Annotated in this window: 14 protein-coding genes and 1 pseudogene; 8 read left to right on the top strand and 7 right to left on the bottom strand. The window is 42.4% G+C overall.

The window, feature by feature from the left end; genetic code table 11:
• Positions 1-11: 11 nt before the first annotated feature.
• Positions 12-806: a TrmH family RNA methyltransferase gene (locus VLA57_RS04915; protein ID WP_133105421.1), complete on the bottom strand. Its 795-nt coding sequence runs from the start codon at positions 804-806 to the stop codon at positions 12-14.
• Between the two features lie 98 nt (positions 807-904).
• Complete coding sequence (locus tag VLA57_RS04910) at positions 905-1,888, bottom strand: class 1 fructose-bisphosphatase (RefSeq protein WP_133105420.1); 984 nt, start codon at positions 1,886-1,888, stop codon at positions 905-907.
• A 404-nt stretch (positions 1,889-2,292) separates the two neighbouring features.
• Here VLA57_RS04910 and VLA57_RS04905 point away from each other — a divergent pair, with 404 nt between their 5' ends.
• The 3 genes from VLA57_RS04905 (at position 2,293) to VLA57_RS04895 (ending at position 5,206) form a co-directional block, all read left to right on the top strand.
• On the top strand, positions 2,293-3,366 hold the full coding sequence (locus VLA57_RS04905; protein WP_011512884.1) for an aspartate carbamoyltransferase catalytic subunit: 1,074 nt from the start codon (positions 2,293-2,295) through the stop codon (positions 3,364-3,366).
• Positions 3,367-3,468: 102 nt separating this feature from the next.
• Entirely contained in the window at positions 3,469-4,650 is a 1,182-nt protein-coding gene (locus VLA57_RS04900) for a dihydroorotase (RefSeq protein ID WP_133105419.1), read from the top strand.
• Positions 4,643-5,206 (top strand): DUF2127 domain-containing protein, encoded by a 564-nt coding sequence (locus VLA57_RS04895; protein ID WP_011512886.1) that lies wholly within the window; start codon positions 4,643-4,645, stop codon positions 5,204-5,206. The genes VLA57_RS04900 and VLA57_RS04895 overlap by 8 nt, the downstream gene beginning before the upstream one ends.
• A gap of 92 nt (positions 5,207-5,298) precedes the next feature.
• On the opposite strand, the gene VLA57_RS04890 is transcribed toward VLA57_RS04895, so the two are convergent.
• The 3 genes from VLA57_RS04890 to VLA57_RS04880 form a co-directional block, all read right to left on the bottom strand.
• Positions 5,299-6,573 carry a cation:proton antiporter gene (locus VLA57_RS04890; protein ID WP_133105418.1) on the bottom strand — a complete coding sequence of 425 codons (1,275 nt, stop codon included), beginning with the start codon at positions 6,571-6,573 and terminating at the stop codon, positions 5,299-5,301.
• Between the two features lie 34 nt (positions 6,574-6,607).
• The gene (locus VLA57_RS04885; RefSeq protein WP_144061744.1) at positions 6,608-8,230 is read right to left on the bottom strand and encodes a DUF2254 domain-containing protein; all 1,623 of its coding nucleotides are present in this window, start codon (positions 8,228-8,230) and stop codon (positions 6,608-6,610) included.
• Between the two features lie 191 nt (positions 8,231-8,421).
• Positions 8,422-9,990 carry a YihY family inner membrane protein gene (locus VLA57_RS04880; protein WP_333954475.1) on the bottom strand — a complete coding sequence of 523 codons (1,569 nt, stop codon included), beginning with the start codon at positions 9,988-9,990 and terminating at the stop codon, positions 8,422-8,424.
• A gap of 252 nt (positions 9,991-10,242) precedes the next feature.
• Here VLA57_RS04880 and wrbA point away from each other — a divergent pair, with 252 nt between their 5' ends.
• Together wrbA and VLA57_RS04870 are read left to right on the top strand one after the other, a co-directional pair.
• Positions 10,243-10,860: an NAD(P)H:quinone oxidoreductase gene (wrbA, locus tag VLA57_RS04875; protein ID WP_020442831.1), complete on the top strand. Its 618-nt coding sequence runs from the start codon at positions 10,243-10,245 to the stop codon at positions 10,858-10,860.
• 52 nt (positions 10,861-10,912) lie between these two features.
• A complete protein-coding gene (locus VLA57_RS04870) occupies positions 10,913-11,395 on the top strand; it encodes a hypothetical protein (protein ID WP_020442832.1) in 483 nt (160 codons plus the stop codon).
• Positions 11,396-11,506: 111 nt separating this feature from the next.
• Here VLA57_RS04870 and VLA57_RS04865 read toward each other — a convergent pair whose 3' ends face one another.
• Positions 11,507-12,277: a DUF3108 domain-containing protein gene (locus tag VLA57_RS04865; RefSeq protein WP_133105414.1), complete on the bottom strand. Its 771-nt coding sequence runs from the start codon at positions 12,275-12,277 to the stop codon at positions 11,507-11,509.
• A gap of 506 nt (positions 12,278-12,783) precedes the next feature.
• Between VLA57_RS04865 and VLA57_RS04860 the strand changes: the two genes are divergently transcribed.
• Together VLA57_RS04860 and groL are read left to right on the top strand one after the other, a co-directional pair.
• The gene (locus VLA57_RS04860) at positions 12,784-13,077 is read left to right on the top strand and encodes a co-chaperone GroES (RefSeq protein ID WP_025652227.1); all 294 of its coding nucleotides are present in this window, start codon (positions 12,784-12,786) and stop codon (positions 13,075-13,077) included.
• A gap of 95 nt (positions 13,078-13,172) precedes the next feature.
• A complete protein-coding gene (groL, locus tag VLA57_RS04855; protein WP_011512893.1) occupies positions 13,173-14,822 on the top strand; it encodes a chaperonin GroEL in 1,650 nt (549 codons plus the stop codon).
• A 206-nt stretch (positions 14,823-15,028) separates the two neighbouring features.
• Here the strand turns inward: groL and yaaA are convergent, their stop codons facing one another.
• Positions 15,029-15,829 carry a peroxide stress protein YaaA gene (yaaA, locus tag VLA57_RS04850; RefSeq protein WP_333954474.1) on the bottom strand — a complete coding sequence of 267 codons (801 nt, stop codon included), beginning with the start codon at positions 15,827-15,829 and terminating at the stop codon, positions 15,029-15,031.
• 474 nt (positions 15,830-16,303) lie between these two features.
• On the opposite strand from yaaA, the pseudogene VLA57_RS04845 reads away from it, so the two are divergent.
• A pseudogene (locus tag VLA57_RS04845) lies at positions 16,304-16,746 on the top strand (NAD(P)(+) transhydrogenase (Re/Si-specific) subunit alpha); the annotation flags it as partial.

The raw sequence follows: 16,746 nt of genomic DNA, 5'->3' as shown, positions 1-16,746 counted from the left end.
GTTAAATGATATTAGCTATAACTTCTTTGACGTAATGTCTCATACAAACATAGTGAGCCTGCAATCGCAACATTGAGGCTTTCTTGCCCATTGGGCTGTGGTAGAGCGATAGGGGTTGCGCACTGCATCAGCTCGTCACAAACCCCTTGACCTTCATGTCCCATAATCCAAGCGATTGGTTTCTTTAAATCATGCTGATAGATGACGGTATCAGTGTGCGAGCTGGTGGCAAATAGAGGGGTTTGCACATGGTCTAAAACCTCTTGTACACTTAATCCCTCATATATATTTAGGGCAAACTGGGCACCCATTCCTGCCCGTAATGTTTTTGGTGACCAAGCTTGCGCAGTAGCGCTGGTGCAAAGTATGTTTTTGATTCCAACAGCTGCTGCGGTGCGCAGTAATGTGCCGACATTACCACTATCTTGAACGTCATTGAGAATCAAGCAGTCATCATGAATCATAGATAGGCTAGGGGTTGGCATCTTAATCACTGCCATAATATCAATCCCAGTACCTAAGCTACGAATACTTTCATAAAGCGCATCCGACAAGGTTAAGATAGGCGTATAAGTGGGCAAGCGGGTGAGAACTTGCTGCACCTCTGGATGATGGTGTGCGGACTCTGCTAGCAATATTTGCACAAATGGATAATCGCTACGAAGTGCAGCATCAATAAGATGAATACCTTCAACGACAGTTTGACCGTGTTTGTTACGTTGGCGAGCTTGCGTCAACAACGCCTTTACTAGCTTGACCGTTGTATTCTTATCTGAGGTAATAAGCTCGGTGGGATTTGCTACCATAATAGATCGCTTAGAGAAAAAGTATAAAATATAGAAAGCGCCTATAAAATGATGATTGATATGGCTTTATAGGTGCTGTCAAAATGTGCTTGATTAGCTTACTTATCACTGTAGTTTAAATGCAACTCTTTAATATAGTCGACTTCATTTTTACTGCCAAGTACTACAGGCACGCGTTGATGAATGTCAAGCGGCTCTATATCTAAAATGCGATTGACTGCATCCGTTGCCCCGCCGCTAGCACGTTCAATTAATAAACTCATGGGATTGGCTTCATACATGAGACGTAATTTGCCTGCTTTATTGGCGTATTTGGTATCAAATGGATATGTGAATAAACCACCGCGGCATAGAATGCGATGAACATCACCAACCATAGCGGCAACCCAGCGCGTATTAAAATCGCGACCACGTACGCCTGTCTCGCCAGCGATAAGCTCATCGATATATTGCTGCATTGGCGCGCGCCAATAACGGTAGTTTGAGGCATTGATAGCATATTCGCTAGTATCGGCATCGATTGTGACATTTTCTTCTATTAATACATAGTCATTGGTATCTGGATCTAGGCTAAACATGACTACATTATCTGTGATGGTCAGCGCAAGAACGGTAGAGGTGCCATATAGTAAGTAACCGGCTGCTAACTGCTGATTACCCGCTTGTAAAAAGTCGCTATTTTTACTAACTTGACCTTGACGCTGGTACGGTAAAATCGAGAATATGGTGCCGACAGCCATATTGATGTCGATATTAGACGAGCCATCGAGTGGGTCAAACAATACCAACAAACTGCCATCAATATTGGCAGGAGTAGCATCATCAAGTTCTTCTGAAGCAACACCAGCACAATGGCTGTTTTGTGCCAATGCATCTAATAATAAATCGTTGGCCAATACATCTAACTTCTTCTGGTCTTCACCTTGCACATTTTGATTACCCGCTTCACCAAGGATGTCTGCCAAAGCGCCTTTTCTTAAGAGCTGTGAGATGGTTTTGCCGACGTCAGTGACGGTAGTGATAACGTCATTGAGGGCAGGAGTGGTGGCGTTAGTGTTCAAATACTGTGCTAAGGTTGTCATAGTGTTTCCTAATGAATAATTCTGATAAAGAGTGGTATAAGTTAAGTATGGAATGCGTGTTTAAGAATTGATTACGTTATATTGATATGAGAGATATTGTTAAATACTGACTAAGGCGTCTTTGTCCTGACCTGAAAATCAGCTACACTAACACTATTATTATTCAATTATGGTTTAAGAGGCTGTCTTTTGATACGGTTGCCAAATGATGTGCTGCTATTCTCTAAAATGAGAGCCGCATCTATTTTAGTATTGCTTATATCATTGCGGTAAATTGTAGCAAATAAGCAGCAAAATGTCCTTGTCTGTATGCATGTCTGCCGTATTATCGAGTCAAAACCGTTAAAAAAACGAATGATAACTTCTTATAAAATCATACAAACCCTTAATGAAGACGTGTCCTTATGTCAAATTCTATCGATAGCCAATCACTACCTACCGTCTCGCCGACAGACTACGCAAGATTTGATCCTGATACGATTCATGAAAAACTTGATGCGTCATTGAGTCGTCCGCAGCTCAATACTGATGGTAGTATTCGTCATTTTTTAGGTATCGAAGGTCTTAATAAAGCCCAGCTGCAGGCGATTATCGCTAAAGCTGAGTCATTTTTTGATGATAAGGGACAGCTGATTAACCGTCCTGAGCTTGAAGGCTATACGGTGATGAATCTATTTTTTGAGCCATCGACGCGCACGCGTACCACGTTTGAAGTAGCAGAAAAACGTTTAGGTGCTAATGTATTAAATATCGATATCGAACGCTCTAGCACCAAGAAGGGAGAGAGCTTACGCGATACGTTATGGAATCTGCAAGCGATGACGGCAGATATCTTTGTGGTACGTCATTCAGCATCAGGTGCAGCACATTTTATGGCGACTGAAGTGACGCCAGATATTGCCATTATCAATGGTGGTGATGGCTGGCATGCGCATCCAACGCAAGGCATGCTTGATATGCTGACTATTCACCGTGAGGCGCCGCGTCCTTTTGAAGAGCTGTCGGTTGCAATCGTTGGCGATATCAAACACTCGCGAGTAGCACGCTCTGACATCAGTGCGCTACAAACATTGGGTGTAAAAGACATTCGCGTCTGCGCACCTCGTACGTTATTACCAAAAGGGATTGAGCGCTTTGGTGTGCAAGTATATGAGAATATGAATGAATGCGTGACGGACTGTGATGTCATTATGGGCTTGAGAATTCAAAATGAGCGTATTGGCTCTCCACTATTGGCATCATCGAGTGAATACTATAAGCACTATGGTATTACTCCTGAGCGCGTGGCACTGGCTAAGCCTGATGCTCTAGTTATGCACCCAGGACCGATGAACCGCGGTGTTGAGATTGCCTCAAGCGTTGCCGATGGTGCGCAATCTGTAATTTTAAAACAGGTTAATAACGGCATTGCTATTCGTATGGCGGTATTGTCGCTTGCGATGGAAGGTCAGCGCGCGCATCAAGCGGCTGGTCATTAATATTTAGCATAATATTTGTCTCGCTTGTTTTATTCTTATTTATCCCATTTTATTGATACGGTAATAACGCTCATGGTTCACATTACGAATTCAGATGTTCATATGCACGACTTACTTCCAAAAGCATTTAAAGAGTCACTGTCACAAATCGCCACTGCTCAGTTAGCAAAGCTGACGAGCGAGCGCGAGACATGGATATTACCACCGTTGGTTGATTTATGTGCCCGCTTACGTGAGCCGGGTCAACAGCAGCATGGCACGTTAGAGTCAGAAGGGCGTGCAGCACGTGGTAATGGTTTTTTGCATGTGGTGATTCCCCCTGATACCAACCCTATTTTAGAAAATGGCTCATTGTTAAAAGGCTTACGTGAGCGCGCGCTTGATGATGGTGGGATTTATTTACATATTTTGGGTGCGTTGACCGCTGGCTTGGAGGGTGAGCGCCCTTCCAATATCGCAGGGCTCAAAAAAGGTGGCTGTATTGCTGTCTCTAATGCTCGCAGACCCTTTCAAAACGACTTAGTGCTCTTACGTACACTTGAGTATGCGGCGACGTTTGGCATGAAGGTATTCTTTTATCCTGATGAGCCTAGTCTATCTGGTGATGGCGTTGCACATGAAGGCTATATCGCTTCTTATCATGGTCTGCAGGGTATTCCTTGGATTGCAGAAACCGTCGCTTTATCAACGCAGTTACTTATGGTGGAAGAAACGGGCATAGCTGCTCACTTTAGCCAATTATCTTGTAAGTCGTCAATTGAGCTGATGCGCTGGGCGAAAGATAAAGGTTTACCAGTTACTTGTGACGTGGCAATGCATCAGTTGTATTTAACCGATGATAATCTGGAAGGCTTTAACGCTCAAGCATATGTATTACCCCCTTTGCGTAGTAATACCGATCAGCAAGCGATTCGCCGTGGTCTAAAAGATGGCACAATTGATGCAATTTGCAGTCATCATGAGCCGTTAAACAGTACCGCGAAAAAAGCCCCATTTGCTGAAAGTACGCCCGGTATCTCAAATTTTGATACCTTTATGGCGCTGGCGTGCCAGCTGGTAAAAGATGAGGTGTTAACACTTGAGCAGCTGGTCGATAAAATCTGCTTAAATCCTGCAAAAATTGCGGGTATCAGCGAGCAATATGAGACTATCGGGGGCGCAGTACTGGTCGATCCCAATCTTGAATGGCAGGTGACTAGCGAATCCATGTTATCAAACGGCAAAAATACGCCATTCTTTAACCAAACACTGCAAGGGCGCGTTGTGGAGACTTTCTTTGGCTAATTTGCCTAGGCAGGATGATAGTCTAGAGTCTTCGTCAGAGGGCAATTCATCAAAAGATAACCATCCGTCTTCAGACCCACGACACAATGAGCCTCGCACGACGTCAAGCGAATCTATCAAAGCAGTAGCAATCTATGAAGTCGTAAAGGGTATTGGCGCACTACTAGGTGCATTGGCTTTATGGTCGTGGCATACCGACCTTGAGCATTGGCTCATTACGGCGACGGCTTCTTGGCAACAAGTATTTGGTCAGTTATTAGCGCCACAAGTTGACAGTGCGGTGCGTATTGCACAGATGGCAAGCAAAAACTGGTCGGTATTCTTATTATTGATTTTTGCTTATGCCAGTTTGCGTTTTGTCGAGGCATATGGCTTATGGCAAGATAAAACATGGGCTTACTGGTTTGGGGTACTGGGTTATGGAATATTTATTCCTATTGAACTCTACTATTTGATTGTGAGTCCGTTTGATTGGTTCAAACTTACCATATTGGTGTCGAATATTATTATTGTGATTGTGGTTTATCGTAATATGAAACGAAAGGGTTTAATCTAATCAGGTTTCCTTAGGTTCAAATGACAATTTAGAAAGCCAGCTTAAGATATTTATCTTAAACTGGCTTTTTTATAAATAACGTAATCTAAGATTTATATGTTGGCTGTTTTTTCATCAGTACGAATGCTTTTGGCGACCTTGCCTACACTTAACCCTTGTACCAGTATAGAGAATATAACGACTGCATAAGTTAGGGCCAATAGTATATCGCGTTCAGATCCTGTTGGGAGTTGTAATACTAAAGCAACTGAAATACCACCTCGTAGTCCACCCCATGTTAGCACCTTCCAAGCCCCTGCTGGCAAGTCAAGCTGTCGATGAAAGGTTTTGGTGGTCATGCCGACTACAATAAATCGAGCAAGTAAGGCAATCACAATCGTTAAAGCGCCAGCGATAAATAAATTGGCTGAATAAGCAATCATCACCACTTCAAGACCGATTAATACAAATAAAATTGCGTTCAAAATCTCATCGATCAATTCCCAAAACAAATCAACATAATGGCGCGTTTTATCACTCATCGCTAGTGCTCGTCCACGATTACCAAGCATCAGCCCCATCATTACCATTGCTAGTGGTCCCGATAAATGCCAATGACTGGCCAGCGCATAGCCGCCTATGACACCGCCAAGGGTCAGTAGAACCTCTTCTTGATAGCTATCGATGCTTTTGAGCATGTAATATAAAATCGCGCCAAGTACTAAGCCAAAAATAATACCGCCACCAGCCTCGACTGCCAAGGTATGCACCACATAATTGGCGGTTGGGATATCACCGCTCGATAAAATACCGAGCAGCAGTACAAAGATGACGACGCCGATACCATCGTTAAATAGCGATTCGCCCGCGATGACCGTCTCTATGCTTTTTGGGGCGCCAGCAGAGGCTAAAATACCCATCACTGCAATAGGATCGGTTGGAGATATCAAAGCGCCAAATAGTAAGCACCATAAAAAAGACAGCTCGAAACCAAACAGCGGCAACATTAGATATAGAGCACCTGCAATCAGCAGTGCTGATACTAAAGTACCTATGAACGCTAGAATACCAATAGGCAGCTTATAACGTTTTAGATCACCAATATTGACGTGCAAAGCGGCAGCAAATAACAGCATAGACAGCATGCCATCAAGTAAGACTTCAGTGAAATCAAGCTGGCCTAATAGACTGACTTCATAATCAATGAGCTGATCAAACCCTAAAAATCCTAAAAATATCGCCCCGATCGACAATAATATCGAGATAACCATTACACCGATAGTTGTGGGTAGGCCAATAAATCGATGATTAACGTAAGTTAATAGGGCAGTGATAGATAAAAATATCGCGCTAATTTCGAGTATGGTCAGGCTGCTCGTAGGGTCCATAAAAAAGTCTCAAGTGGGTAATAAGAGGTGTCAACTATGCTCTAACTTGTTTCGATTGGGCTTGTAGTGCCTGACGAATATGGGCATCAAAATCACTGACATAATGGAAATAGTGATGCTGGGCGTTTTCACTCATAATAAATTTCTCTGCTTGTTGGCACATTGCGGTCAAATCATCAGCGAGTTGATGGTAATTTAAATTATCCGCGCCGGCACGCTCAATCAATTTTATCTCATGTATGAGCGTTTGCTGCTGCGCCTCATTAACCCTAGCATAATTCAAGTCAATCATTGCCTGACATAGCGCCTTTAATACCATCAAATCTGCTGCCGCATAACGCCGTATCTCACCAAGTGAGCTATCAATAAAATCTGATATTTTAGGGATACGTGTAACAACGGCAAGGATGGCTGACGGCTGATGGCTGATAGTATCTGGTGTATCTGTCTCATCTAACGGTTTATAAAAATGATACGGCGTCGGCGGTTGACAGCGCATCATAATGCTCAGACAGCTGGTCAGCGATTGAACACAGTTAACCGCTGTTTTTGGGTCATTGATACCTGGTGACAATGCGCGTACGGCAATTTCAGTCATTTGCCCTAAGCTATAGGCAATATCATTAGATTGCGTCAAGCGCTGTTCAAGACGTATACAACCAGCAAAACGTTGCCAAAATAGCCCATCAGGCGAACGTGGCACAAGCGCCAAATGCGGCGTTTTTGTTTTTTGTAGGTTAGTTGGATGGTCTGCCGGACGCTGATAAAAATAGCCAATCACATTTTTGTCGGTGACAAAGTGACCGAGACTGCTATTTATTTCTACTACACCGCCATAATCTTGCGATAGGGTAATGAGCGATTCAAAATAAATCTGCTGCAAATAGCCCGAGTACGGTGGATAAATAGGCGTCGCAGACCAGTGATGAAATTGTTCGATATCATGATGCTCGATATTACGTTGGTGCTCGATATCGCAGCGGTCGCTGTACCAATAATGAATGTTTTTAATTGCCTCATTGCTGGCACCTTCAATCACATGTGATGCCTGAATAGCATGTACCATATGCTGTACAAAATAGACCAGTAGAAGGGCACAAATAATCGCCATAATAATGGCAAAGGTCACCGACAATTGCGGCACACCAAAACCAACATCGTATTTATGAATGGCTTTTAACACCAGCAAACTATAGCTAAACGTACCGATGAACGCGCCCAAAACGAACTGATTGGGCGTATCGGTCAAAAAGTTACGGAGTAATCTAGGACCAAATTGTGAAGATGCCATCGATAATACAGCAATGGTAATCGAGAAAGTCGTGCCTGCCACACCAAGTACCGCACCAGCAATAGTGGTCATAATAGCGCGCGCGGCGTCATCATCGCCAGTGAAGGCAAAGGTAATCTCTCTGACCATGTCGCGATCAAAATGCTCATCGATCGTTACAAGGATAGGAGCGAGCAAGATACCTACCAGCACACAGGCAGTCGGTATAAACCAGTAAGAGCCAATCAGCTGTTGCCATAAATTCGTTAGGCGATCGGGTAAATTGGTAAGCGTTTTTAGCGACCATAACTGAAAAAACTGCCGCAGTCTTTTGAGACTTGACGTTGATAGACGGTTGAATAAGTTGTCTTCAGCATGTTTAGTCAACGTGAGCAGCTCCAAAAATAATCGTAGTATTTCTTTTGTTGCCAGCAGTTATATAGAACATGACTGCTGGCAACAAAAGCTCTTAAAAACAAATTACCTGATTCACTGCAAATAATCCATTAAAAACAGGATAAAAAAATAAGCTCCATTTGGAACTTGTTTTTTATAGAGAGGTCTTGTTATTTAGACACTCAAATCGATCTTGGGTTATCGGCTTCAGTAATAATATCGCGTTTAGCATTAGAAAAATTAGCGTTTATTTGATTTTTATCGTCAATGCTGTCTTGTGGAATAAGAATTTCACGATTGTGCTCGTCACGCTCTATGTCGCTATCCTTATCATAAGCGACTGGTTCAAACTTCGGCATGTCATCCTTACTATCTAGAGGCTCTTGTAATAAATGACTGGAGGTAGCTGCGCTAGATTTCCTAAAAAACTCATTTTTCTCTTTTTGAAATTTTTCGTTTTTATGGTTAGTGGATTTGTCATCAGAGGTTTTCTTACGTGGTTCACTATGGGCAAAAATAGCACCGAGCGGCACATTCAATTGTGCTTTGGCATAGGCTTCGGTATTTTCAAAGCGATTAACCAATAAGCTAAGCCAAGGTTTTTGGTCTTCTAGGCTCATCTCATCAAGTTCATCTTTGATAGGCAATGGATAAGGCAGGGTACGATAAAAATCCCACAAGGTCATTTTGCTCAAATCTCTTTTGAGTACATAGTGCTCATCTTCTGTCATGGTAATCAAATTACTGTCTTGCAGATAATTGATATAGGTATACCATTTTGGCAGCTCTTTACGTCCGAGGACATTGCGTAGCGCTTGTTCGCTCACCGCTTCACCTTTTAAGTGATGGGTATAAACGAGATTTAACATATCAAGCAAGCTTAAAAATGGATGGCGCGGATAAACCTCTTTTGTCTCAAATATCGTTAGGGTATAGCTGATCTCAACCCCTAATAAAATCAGATTCCATGATAGATATATCCATAATAAGAAAATCGGCAACGCAGCAAATGCGCCATAGATCGCTTCATAGCTCGTAAAGTTCGCCATCACTGTACCAAATAGATGTTTCATCAGCTCAAAGACAATCGCTACAAAGACACCTGCAATCGCAGCATTTTTTGCTGGTACTCGTGCTTTTGGAATAAACCAATACATACTGATAAAACCAGCGATCGTAACTGCAATCGATACTATTTGTACCCAAAACGACCAATCAATACCATAGCCGCCAATTTGTCTATTTAACAAACTCAGGCTTTGGACAGCACTTGAGGCGATGAATGCCGTACCCAATACTAAGGGTCCTAAGGTGACGATGGTCCAATAGCGCAGCATACTTCTCATACCGCCAGAACGATCTTCTACGCGCCATATTTGGTTAAAAGCGCGCTCAATGGTGGTCAAAGTCATGATGGTAGTAAAAAGTAAGAACATCGCCCCAATGATGGTGAGGTTTGAGGATTTTTCAGCGAAGTTATTGATATATTTACTGACTTGCAAGCTCGATTGTGGCAGCAAGTTGCTATAAATGACTTCATAAATCTGCGCCCTAACTGAAGCAAGTGCTGGCACTGAAGACAAAATCATCAGCAGTACGGTTAATATAGGCACAATTGACAACAAAGTCGTATAGGTTAATGATGCAGCTTTTTGCTGACAATTATCCTCAAAAAAGTGCCGCGTCAAAAAACGTAAGAACTGAAACCAACGTTGGTGTAAAAAAGGTATTTTTTTTAATAGATTTTCCATAACGACCATCTAGCAAGGATAATAGAGTGCGGATAGTGTAGCAAACATGGTCTGTCTGAATCTGCGCGTTAATTGTGTCAATATGCATTAGATTGTATTGAGTCGTTAAGTAAAGTACTGCAGATGATTTGCTTGGCTGCTAGGTTAAGTATGCTACCAAGTAGCAGGGTTTGTTTGCATGTCAGTGAATGACTCGGGCATAATGGGCAATATCTATATTACTGTTAACGATTTTATAAGGAAGTTTTGCTAATGAGTCAGACCGCCCCTTATGTTTTGGTACTCTATTATTCAAATTATGGTACGACTAAGACATTAGCCTATGCTATCGCTCAGGGTATCGAAGAGGCGGGCATGACCGTGCGCATCCGTACGGTACCGACAGTCGCGCCTGAAACCACGGTAAGCAAGCCTGCGATACCGGACGACGGTGATTTGTATTGCACGATGGAAGATCTAAAAAATTGCAGCGGTCTGGCACTTGGTAGCCCAACCCATTTTGGTAATATGGCCGCGCCCATGAAGTATTTTTGGGACAATACCGTCACTATTTGGCTGGCAGGCAATCTACAGAACAAGCCGGCGTCAGTATTTACGGCGACAGGCTCTATGCATGGCGGTCAAGAGACGACACTACTGACGATGATGTTACCACTGTTGCATCATGGCATGATGATTGTGGGCGTGCCTTATGCTGAACCTGCTTTAAACCGTACCACGCGTGGCGGTTCACCTTATGGTGCCAGTCATGTGAGCGGCGCATCCCATGATCAGCCTGTATCTGCTGATGAACGCGAGCTTGGCATCGCTCAAGGGCGTCGCTTGGCGATTACGGCATCTGCATTAGCGCAAGCTAACTGGAGCCGTTAATGCGCTCATCTATTACTGTTTGGCATGAACAATTAGGAAATATATACCTCTAATGGCTACTAACCTTTCTCATGATGACAGTCAACAGCAAATATCCGAAACAAGCAGTCAATCAACCCAGCTGTTGAAACCGATTATGCCTGTTCGTCAGCGCCTGATGGTGACATGGCTGGTTTGGTTAACCTTTCGATTGCTCGCTTTGCCTCTTTTGATCAATATCTTTAATCCTAGTCACCCTGATATTATCGGCGGTATTGCATGGCAAGCGCTATGGTTAGTACCAGCATTTGTCTTAACACCATCGATACTACGCGGGCGCTCGCCTTATGCGCTATTAATAGACAGTATGTTTACTTTGGTATATTTAGGGGCAAGTGGGGTTGTATTGTTCACACGTGCTTATGGCAGTAGTTGGGCAGAAATCGCTGTTTATTTCATTGATTTCGTCCTACTATTTGCGATTAATATCTGGCTGTTTATCTTATTAAAGCGCCTACCTTCGATGAATAATGTGGTTAAACAGCCACGTTCATAAGTTATTGCATCGCAAATTACGCAATAAGTCCCTAAAGTTTGTGATAAAAAAAAGCGGCACGCTATTTAGCATGCCGCTTTTTTAATGTTTTAAACCGTAGAGTTGAGGCTCTTAGTTCACTTTAGACAATTCTAAATCCATCTTCTTACCATCATTAATCTGGCTTACTTTTACCGGTAAGTAATCTAAGCTTGGTGCCAACCAAAAACTGGTCGAACGGCTATTGTCATCATGGATACGGTCGACACGCACCGTATCAAAGGTACCAGCAGGGACCGTTATCTTGGTATTACCAGATTTTTTAAACGGCGTTTTTTCAATTTTATCGTGTTTTGCCATGTAGTAATTCCCAGAGAATTTACCATTTAACAAGTCTTGGCGAATTTGCACTTCAAGGCTCAAATCATCAAAGGCTTGCTGCGCCATATTTAACGTGGTCGACTTACCTCTATAATTACTCACGACTTTTTTACCACGGGGATTAAAATCGAGTTTATGCGTACGACCAATACCCAGTAGTTTATAAGTGGTACTGGCTTGTATTGGAACAACCGCATTACCGTTGATAGTAAAGGTACTATGTTGCGCAGCACTTGCGATACCGGCAACCCGTGCATCGACATTATATTTCCACGTGTTGCCTGACTTATCTAAAGCACGAGTGGCGGTACCTTTATACTTGTCTTCAATCGTAAACGTATAATCAGCGCTCGAAGGTTGAATGTCTTTTGCACTGGCAATCGTTGGTGCAGCCATACTTAAAGCGCTGATAGCCGCTATGCTCGCTCCAGTGGTCAACGCAGTTAAGAATTTAACCTTACCGTTATTTTTGTCATTGTAATCGGTTATGGATGGTTCTTTAGTGGTAGATAAAAAACTCATGGACAGTCCTTAATAGATTGATATCAAATAACTTACTTAAGTCGATTCGAACTTACTGTTAACTAATATTATATTTTCAATGCTTATAATGGTCATACTCTGTTACATTTTCAAGAGGGAGAACTTACGCTGACGTTTGGCTCTTGTAGTTGATGTTACTATCTTAAGTAATGCTTGGCCTATGAGTAACTTGCTGTAAATTTAGTAAGAATAGGCGTATAGAATACTGGTCTTTTCTACTGGATTATTACTCACTTAATGCCTTTATTGCATAATACTCCCAGAGATTTAGTATTGCTTATCGACAAACACCCCTCTAATTAGGAAATTCTTGTAAATTTTTGGTCTTTACACTTGAAGCTACCTCGCTATGCCCCCACTTTTTGAAACAAGCTCAAGGCTTATCTTAATAAAAGCGTTTTTATAAGATGGCTTTTGAAGATAGGGTGTTGAGACTAACAAACCAAATAAATCTTTAACTTAAATAACCAATTATTGGAGACATATTGATGAATATTCGTCCTTTACATGATCGTATTGTTGTCCGCCGCATAGAAGAAGAAACAAAAACGGCTGGTGGTATCTTGCTTCCTGGTTCTGCTCAAGAAAAGCCTTCACAAGGTGAAGTGCTAGCAACTGGTAATGGTCAGATTCGTGACAACGGTGAAACTCGCGCGTTAGATGTAAAAGCTGGCGACAAAGTATTGTTTGGCCAATATGCTGGTCAAACTGTCAAGGTTGACGGCGAAGAACTATTGATTATGAAAGAATCTGATGTATTGGGTGTGTTAGAAGGCTAGTCCCTTTTGAGTATTATTATACTCAACGCATATTTGACAATATCATTGAAATATTTAATTGCATTCTCATACTTATAATAGTGGAGTAATTTAACATGGCAAAAGACGTAAAATTCGGCATTGATGCCCGTAAACAAATGATGGACGGCGTAAACGTTCTAGCAAACGCAGTACGAGTAACACTAGGCCCTAAAGGTCGTAACGTGGTTATCGATAAGTCATTTGGCGCGCCTACCATCACTAAAGATGGTGTATCGGTTGCCAAAGAAATCGAGCTTGAAAACAAATTTGAAAACATGGGCGCTCAATTGGTTCGTGAAGTCGCTAGCCGTACCAACGATGTCGCTGGTGATGGTACAACGACTGCGACTGTATTGGCTCAGTCAATCTTGCAAGAAGGCATGAAATCAGTTGCCGCTGGCATGAACCCAATGGATCTAAAACGCGGTATCGATAAAGCGGTACGTGCGGCTGTTGAGCAAATTCATTTGCTATCTACTCCAGCTGATGATTCAAAAGCGATTGCCCAAGTTGGTTCTATCTCTGCCAACTCAGACACCAAAATCGGTGAATTGATTGCGCAAGCGATGGAAAAAGTCGGTAAGCAAGGCGTTATCACTGTTGAAGAAGGTTCAAGCTTTGAAGATACCTTGGAAGTTGTCGAAGGTATGCAGTTTGACCGTGGTTATATCAGCCCGTACTTTGCGAACAAGCAGGACAGCTTAACCGCTGAATTTGAAAATCCATATATCTTGCTTGTTGACAAAAAAATTAGCAATATCCGTGAAATCGTGCCATTACTTGAGCAAGTGATGCAGCAAAGCAAACCATTGCTAATCATTGCTGAAGACGTAGAAAATGAAGCATTGGCGACATTGGTTGTCAACAACATGCGTGGCGGCTTAAAAACTTGTGCCGTTAAAGCACCAGGTTTTGGCGATCGTCGTAAAGCGATGTTAGAAGATATCGCAACGCTAACTGGCGGTACGGTTATCTCTGAAGAGATTGGTCTAAGTTTAGAGACTGCTACTCTTGAGCAACTTGGTACTGCTAAGAAAGTCACTGTCGGTAAAGAAAACACCGTTATCGTTGATGGCGCTGGCAACTCTGCTGATATCGAAAACCGTGTTGAATCTATCAAACGTCAAGTTGAAGAATCAACGTCTGACTACGACAAAGAAAAGCTTCAAGAGCGTATGGCTAAACTGGCTGGCGGCGTTGCCGTTATCAAAGTTGGCGCTGCGACTGAAACTGAAATGAAAGAGAAGAAAGACCGTGTTGACGATGCGCTACATGCCACTCGTGCAGCGGTTGAAGAAGGCGTTGTACCTGGTGGTGGTGTTGCGTTAGTTCGTGCCATGAATGCATTGTCTGAGCTACGTGGCGATAACGACGACCAAAACGCCGGTATCAATATCTTACGTCGCGCAATGGAAGCACCATTACGTCAAATCGTGACCAACTCAGGCGAAGAAGCTTCAGTAGTAGTGAATGAAGTGAAGAGCGGTACTGGTAACTACGGTTACAACGCAGCTTCTGGCGAATATGGCGATATGCTAGAGATGGGTATTCTTGATCCAGCCAAAGTAGCACGTTCAGCGCTAGAAAACGCAGCATCTGTTGCCGGTCTAATGCTAACCACTGAAGTCATGATTACTGATTTACCGCAAGGCGATGACGGTATGGCTGGCATGGGCGGTGCTGGTGGAATGGGCGGTATGGGTGGAATGGGCGGTATGATGTAATTTTACTTCTACTACAAAGCGATTTCTCTTTGTCAGACGTGCTCAATGTACAATAGGTACTATTTTCGCGCGTCTTCCTCGACAAATCGCTTTTCGCTAGAAGTATGACTTTGTCATAACGTACTTGTTAAACCTAGTTCAAATAAAACCCCGATAGGCTGAGCTTATTGGGGTTTTTTTATGCAAATTAGATATTGTTTTAAAAATTACTGACTTGCTTCATCCCGTCTAAATGTCCACGTTTTATCATCAGAAGCGGTTTCACAGTAATAATATCCCGCTAAATCAAATTGCTTTAGCTGTTCAGCATTGGTCAGTTTATTATCCGCAGCATATTTCACCATCAGTCCACGTGCTTTTTTAGCATAGAAGCTAATCACTTTATATTGCCCATTCTTTTCATCTTCAAATCTTGGCGTGATAATTTCCGCATTCAGCACTTTCTTTTTTATCACTTTAAAATATTCATTAGAAGCTAAGTTAACCAAAACTTTGTCATCGCTATCAGACATGCGCTTATTAATAATCTTAGTAACTTCTTCGCCCCAAAACTCGTATAAATTATCGCCACGCTCATTTTTAAGCTTGGTACCCATCTCAAGTCGATACGGCTGAATAAAATCCAGTGGCTTTAGCACGCCATAAAGACCGGACAAGATACCCAAATGTTCATTAACATAAATAGCTGTATCTTTATCCATGTTATACATATCAAGTCCAGTATAAACATCCCCATCGAACAAATAACCAGCTGGTTTGGCATTGTCATCCGTAAACAGTTCGTTATCACTCCAAGCCCAGCCTTGATTACGTTTAGCATTTAGCTGCGACAAATCATCAGAGATACTCATAAGCTCTTGTAAATCGATCGGCTCCTTCGACTTCAATATCTTCATCAGCGCCTGTGAATGTTCGATTAGCTCAGGCTGACTATAGTAGCTGCCAGTATCCACTGGGGCAGTATCTGTTTCATTTAAAGATTTGGCAGGAGAGAGTAAAAAATACATAGTTATTCCTTATTATAGTGAAGTGATAAACACTCCATTAATGTTTCAAGCTTTTTCATTATACGATACCTACAGGTTTAACTTGACTTACGCGTGGCTGTTTTGTACTTTTAAGCCTCATCATGGACATATATCAACTATTATAGGTGTTTTGATAATTCGTGTAAGCCAATAGCCTAAAGGCTTCAAGCTACTTAAGAATAAATAAAATTTTTTAATATAACAATAAAAGTTATGATAATGTTATAAATAGCTAACTTTTATTTTACTTGCGGGTCATCATTAGACAATGAAAGTTGGCAGACGATATATCTATAATAAAACGGCATGATGGCAAACGAGCTATCATTTATTAAATTGATAATCTTTGGTCTTAAGTATTAAGCTAACCCTGACCAAAGATTTTTTTGTCCCCTGTGCTTTTTAGAGGTGCGTTAGGGTATTAAAAGTAGTCATTAGACGTAAGGAGACGGTATGAAAATTGGTGTTATTAGTGCAGAGAGCGCAAGTGAGAGTCGGGTGGCATTAACCCCAGACGCGGTAAAAAAGTTACGCAAACTTGGGTTTGAGGTTGTCATCCAGTCAGGTGCAGGTCAAGCGTCTTATTATGCGGATGAATTATATCAGGCTGCGGGTGCTGATATTGCCAATAGTAGCATTGACGTCGTCACACAGTCTCAGATTATTACTACCGTCAATGATTTGCCGACGTCAACGACTGCTAGTTTAACGTCTGGTCAAATTATTATCGGCATGCTTGATCCCTATCGTAATACCCAACTGGATACTTATGCTGCTAAAGGGGCTACCGCCTTTGCCATGGAGCTATTGCCACGCACCTTATCACGCGCACAGAATATGGACGTCTTGTCTTCACAAGCCAACCTTGCCGGTTACAAAGCGGTGTTGCTCGCTGC

This window comes from Psychrobacter sp. S4(2024) (assembly GCF_036861305.1).
In the GTDB taxonomy this organism is placed as follows: Bacteria; Pseudomonadota; Gammaproteobacteria; order Pseudomonadales; family Moraxellaceae; genus Psychrobacter; species Psychrobacter cryohalolentis.
Note: the sequence above shows the minus strand (reverse complement) of the source record. Positions and strands in the feature narration are given on the sequence as shown.

What these genes read in the sequence shown, in the direction of transcription:
- yaaA (WP_333954474.1), bottom strand. Translation starts at nt 15,829, where the DNA reads ATGTATTTTTTACTCTCTCCTGCCAAATCTTTAAATGAAACAGATACT.
- VLA57_RS04880 (WP_333954475.1), bottom strand. Translation starts at nt 9,990, where the DNA reads ATGGAAAATCTATTAAAAAAAATACCTTTTTTACACCAACGTTGGTTT.
- VLA57_RS04905 (WP_011512884.1), top strand. Translation starts at nt 2,293, where the DNA reads ATGTCAAATTCTATCGATAGCCAATCACTACCTACCGTCTCGCCGACA.
- groL (WP_011512893.1), top strand. Translation starts at nt 13,173, where the DNA reads ATGGCAAAAGACGTAAAATTCGGCATTGATGCCCGTAAACAAATGATG.
- VLA57_RS04870 (WP_020442832.1), top strand. Translation starts at nt 10,913, where the DNA reads ATGGCTACTAACCTTTCTCATGATGACAGTCAACAGCAAATATCCGAA.
- VLA57_RS04890 (WP_133105418.1), bottom strand. Translation starts at nt 6,573, where the DNA reads ATGGACCCTACGAGCAGCCTGACCATACTCGAAATTAGCGCGATATTT.
- wrbA (WP_020442831.1), top strand. Translation starts at nt 10,243, where the DNA reads ATGAGTCAGACCGCCCCTTATGTTTTGGTACTCTATTATTCAAATTAT.
- VLA57_RS04865 (WP_133105414.1), bottom strand. Translation starts at nt 12,277, where the DNA reads ATGAGTTTTTTATCTACCACTAAAGAACCATCCATAACCGATTACAAT.
- VLA57_RS04915 (WP_133105421.1), bottom strand. Translation starts at nt 806, where the DNA reads ATGGTAGCAAATCCCACCGAGCTTATTACCTCAGATAAGAATACAACG.
- VLA57_RS04910 (WP_133105420.1), bottom strand. Translation starts at nt 1,888, where the DNA reads ATGACAACCTTAGCACAGTATTTGAACACTAACGCCACCACTCCTGCC.
- VLA57_RS04900 (WP_133105419.1), top strand. Translation starts at nt 3,469, where the DNA reads ATGCACGACTTACTTCCAAAAGCATTTAAAGAGTCACTGTCACAAATC.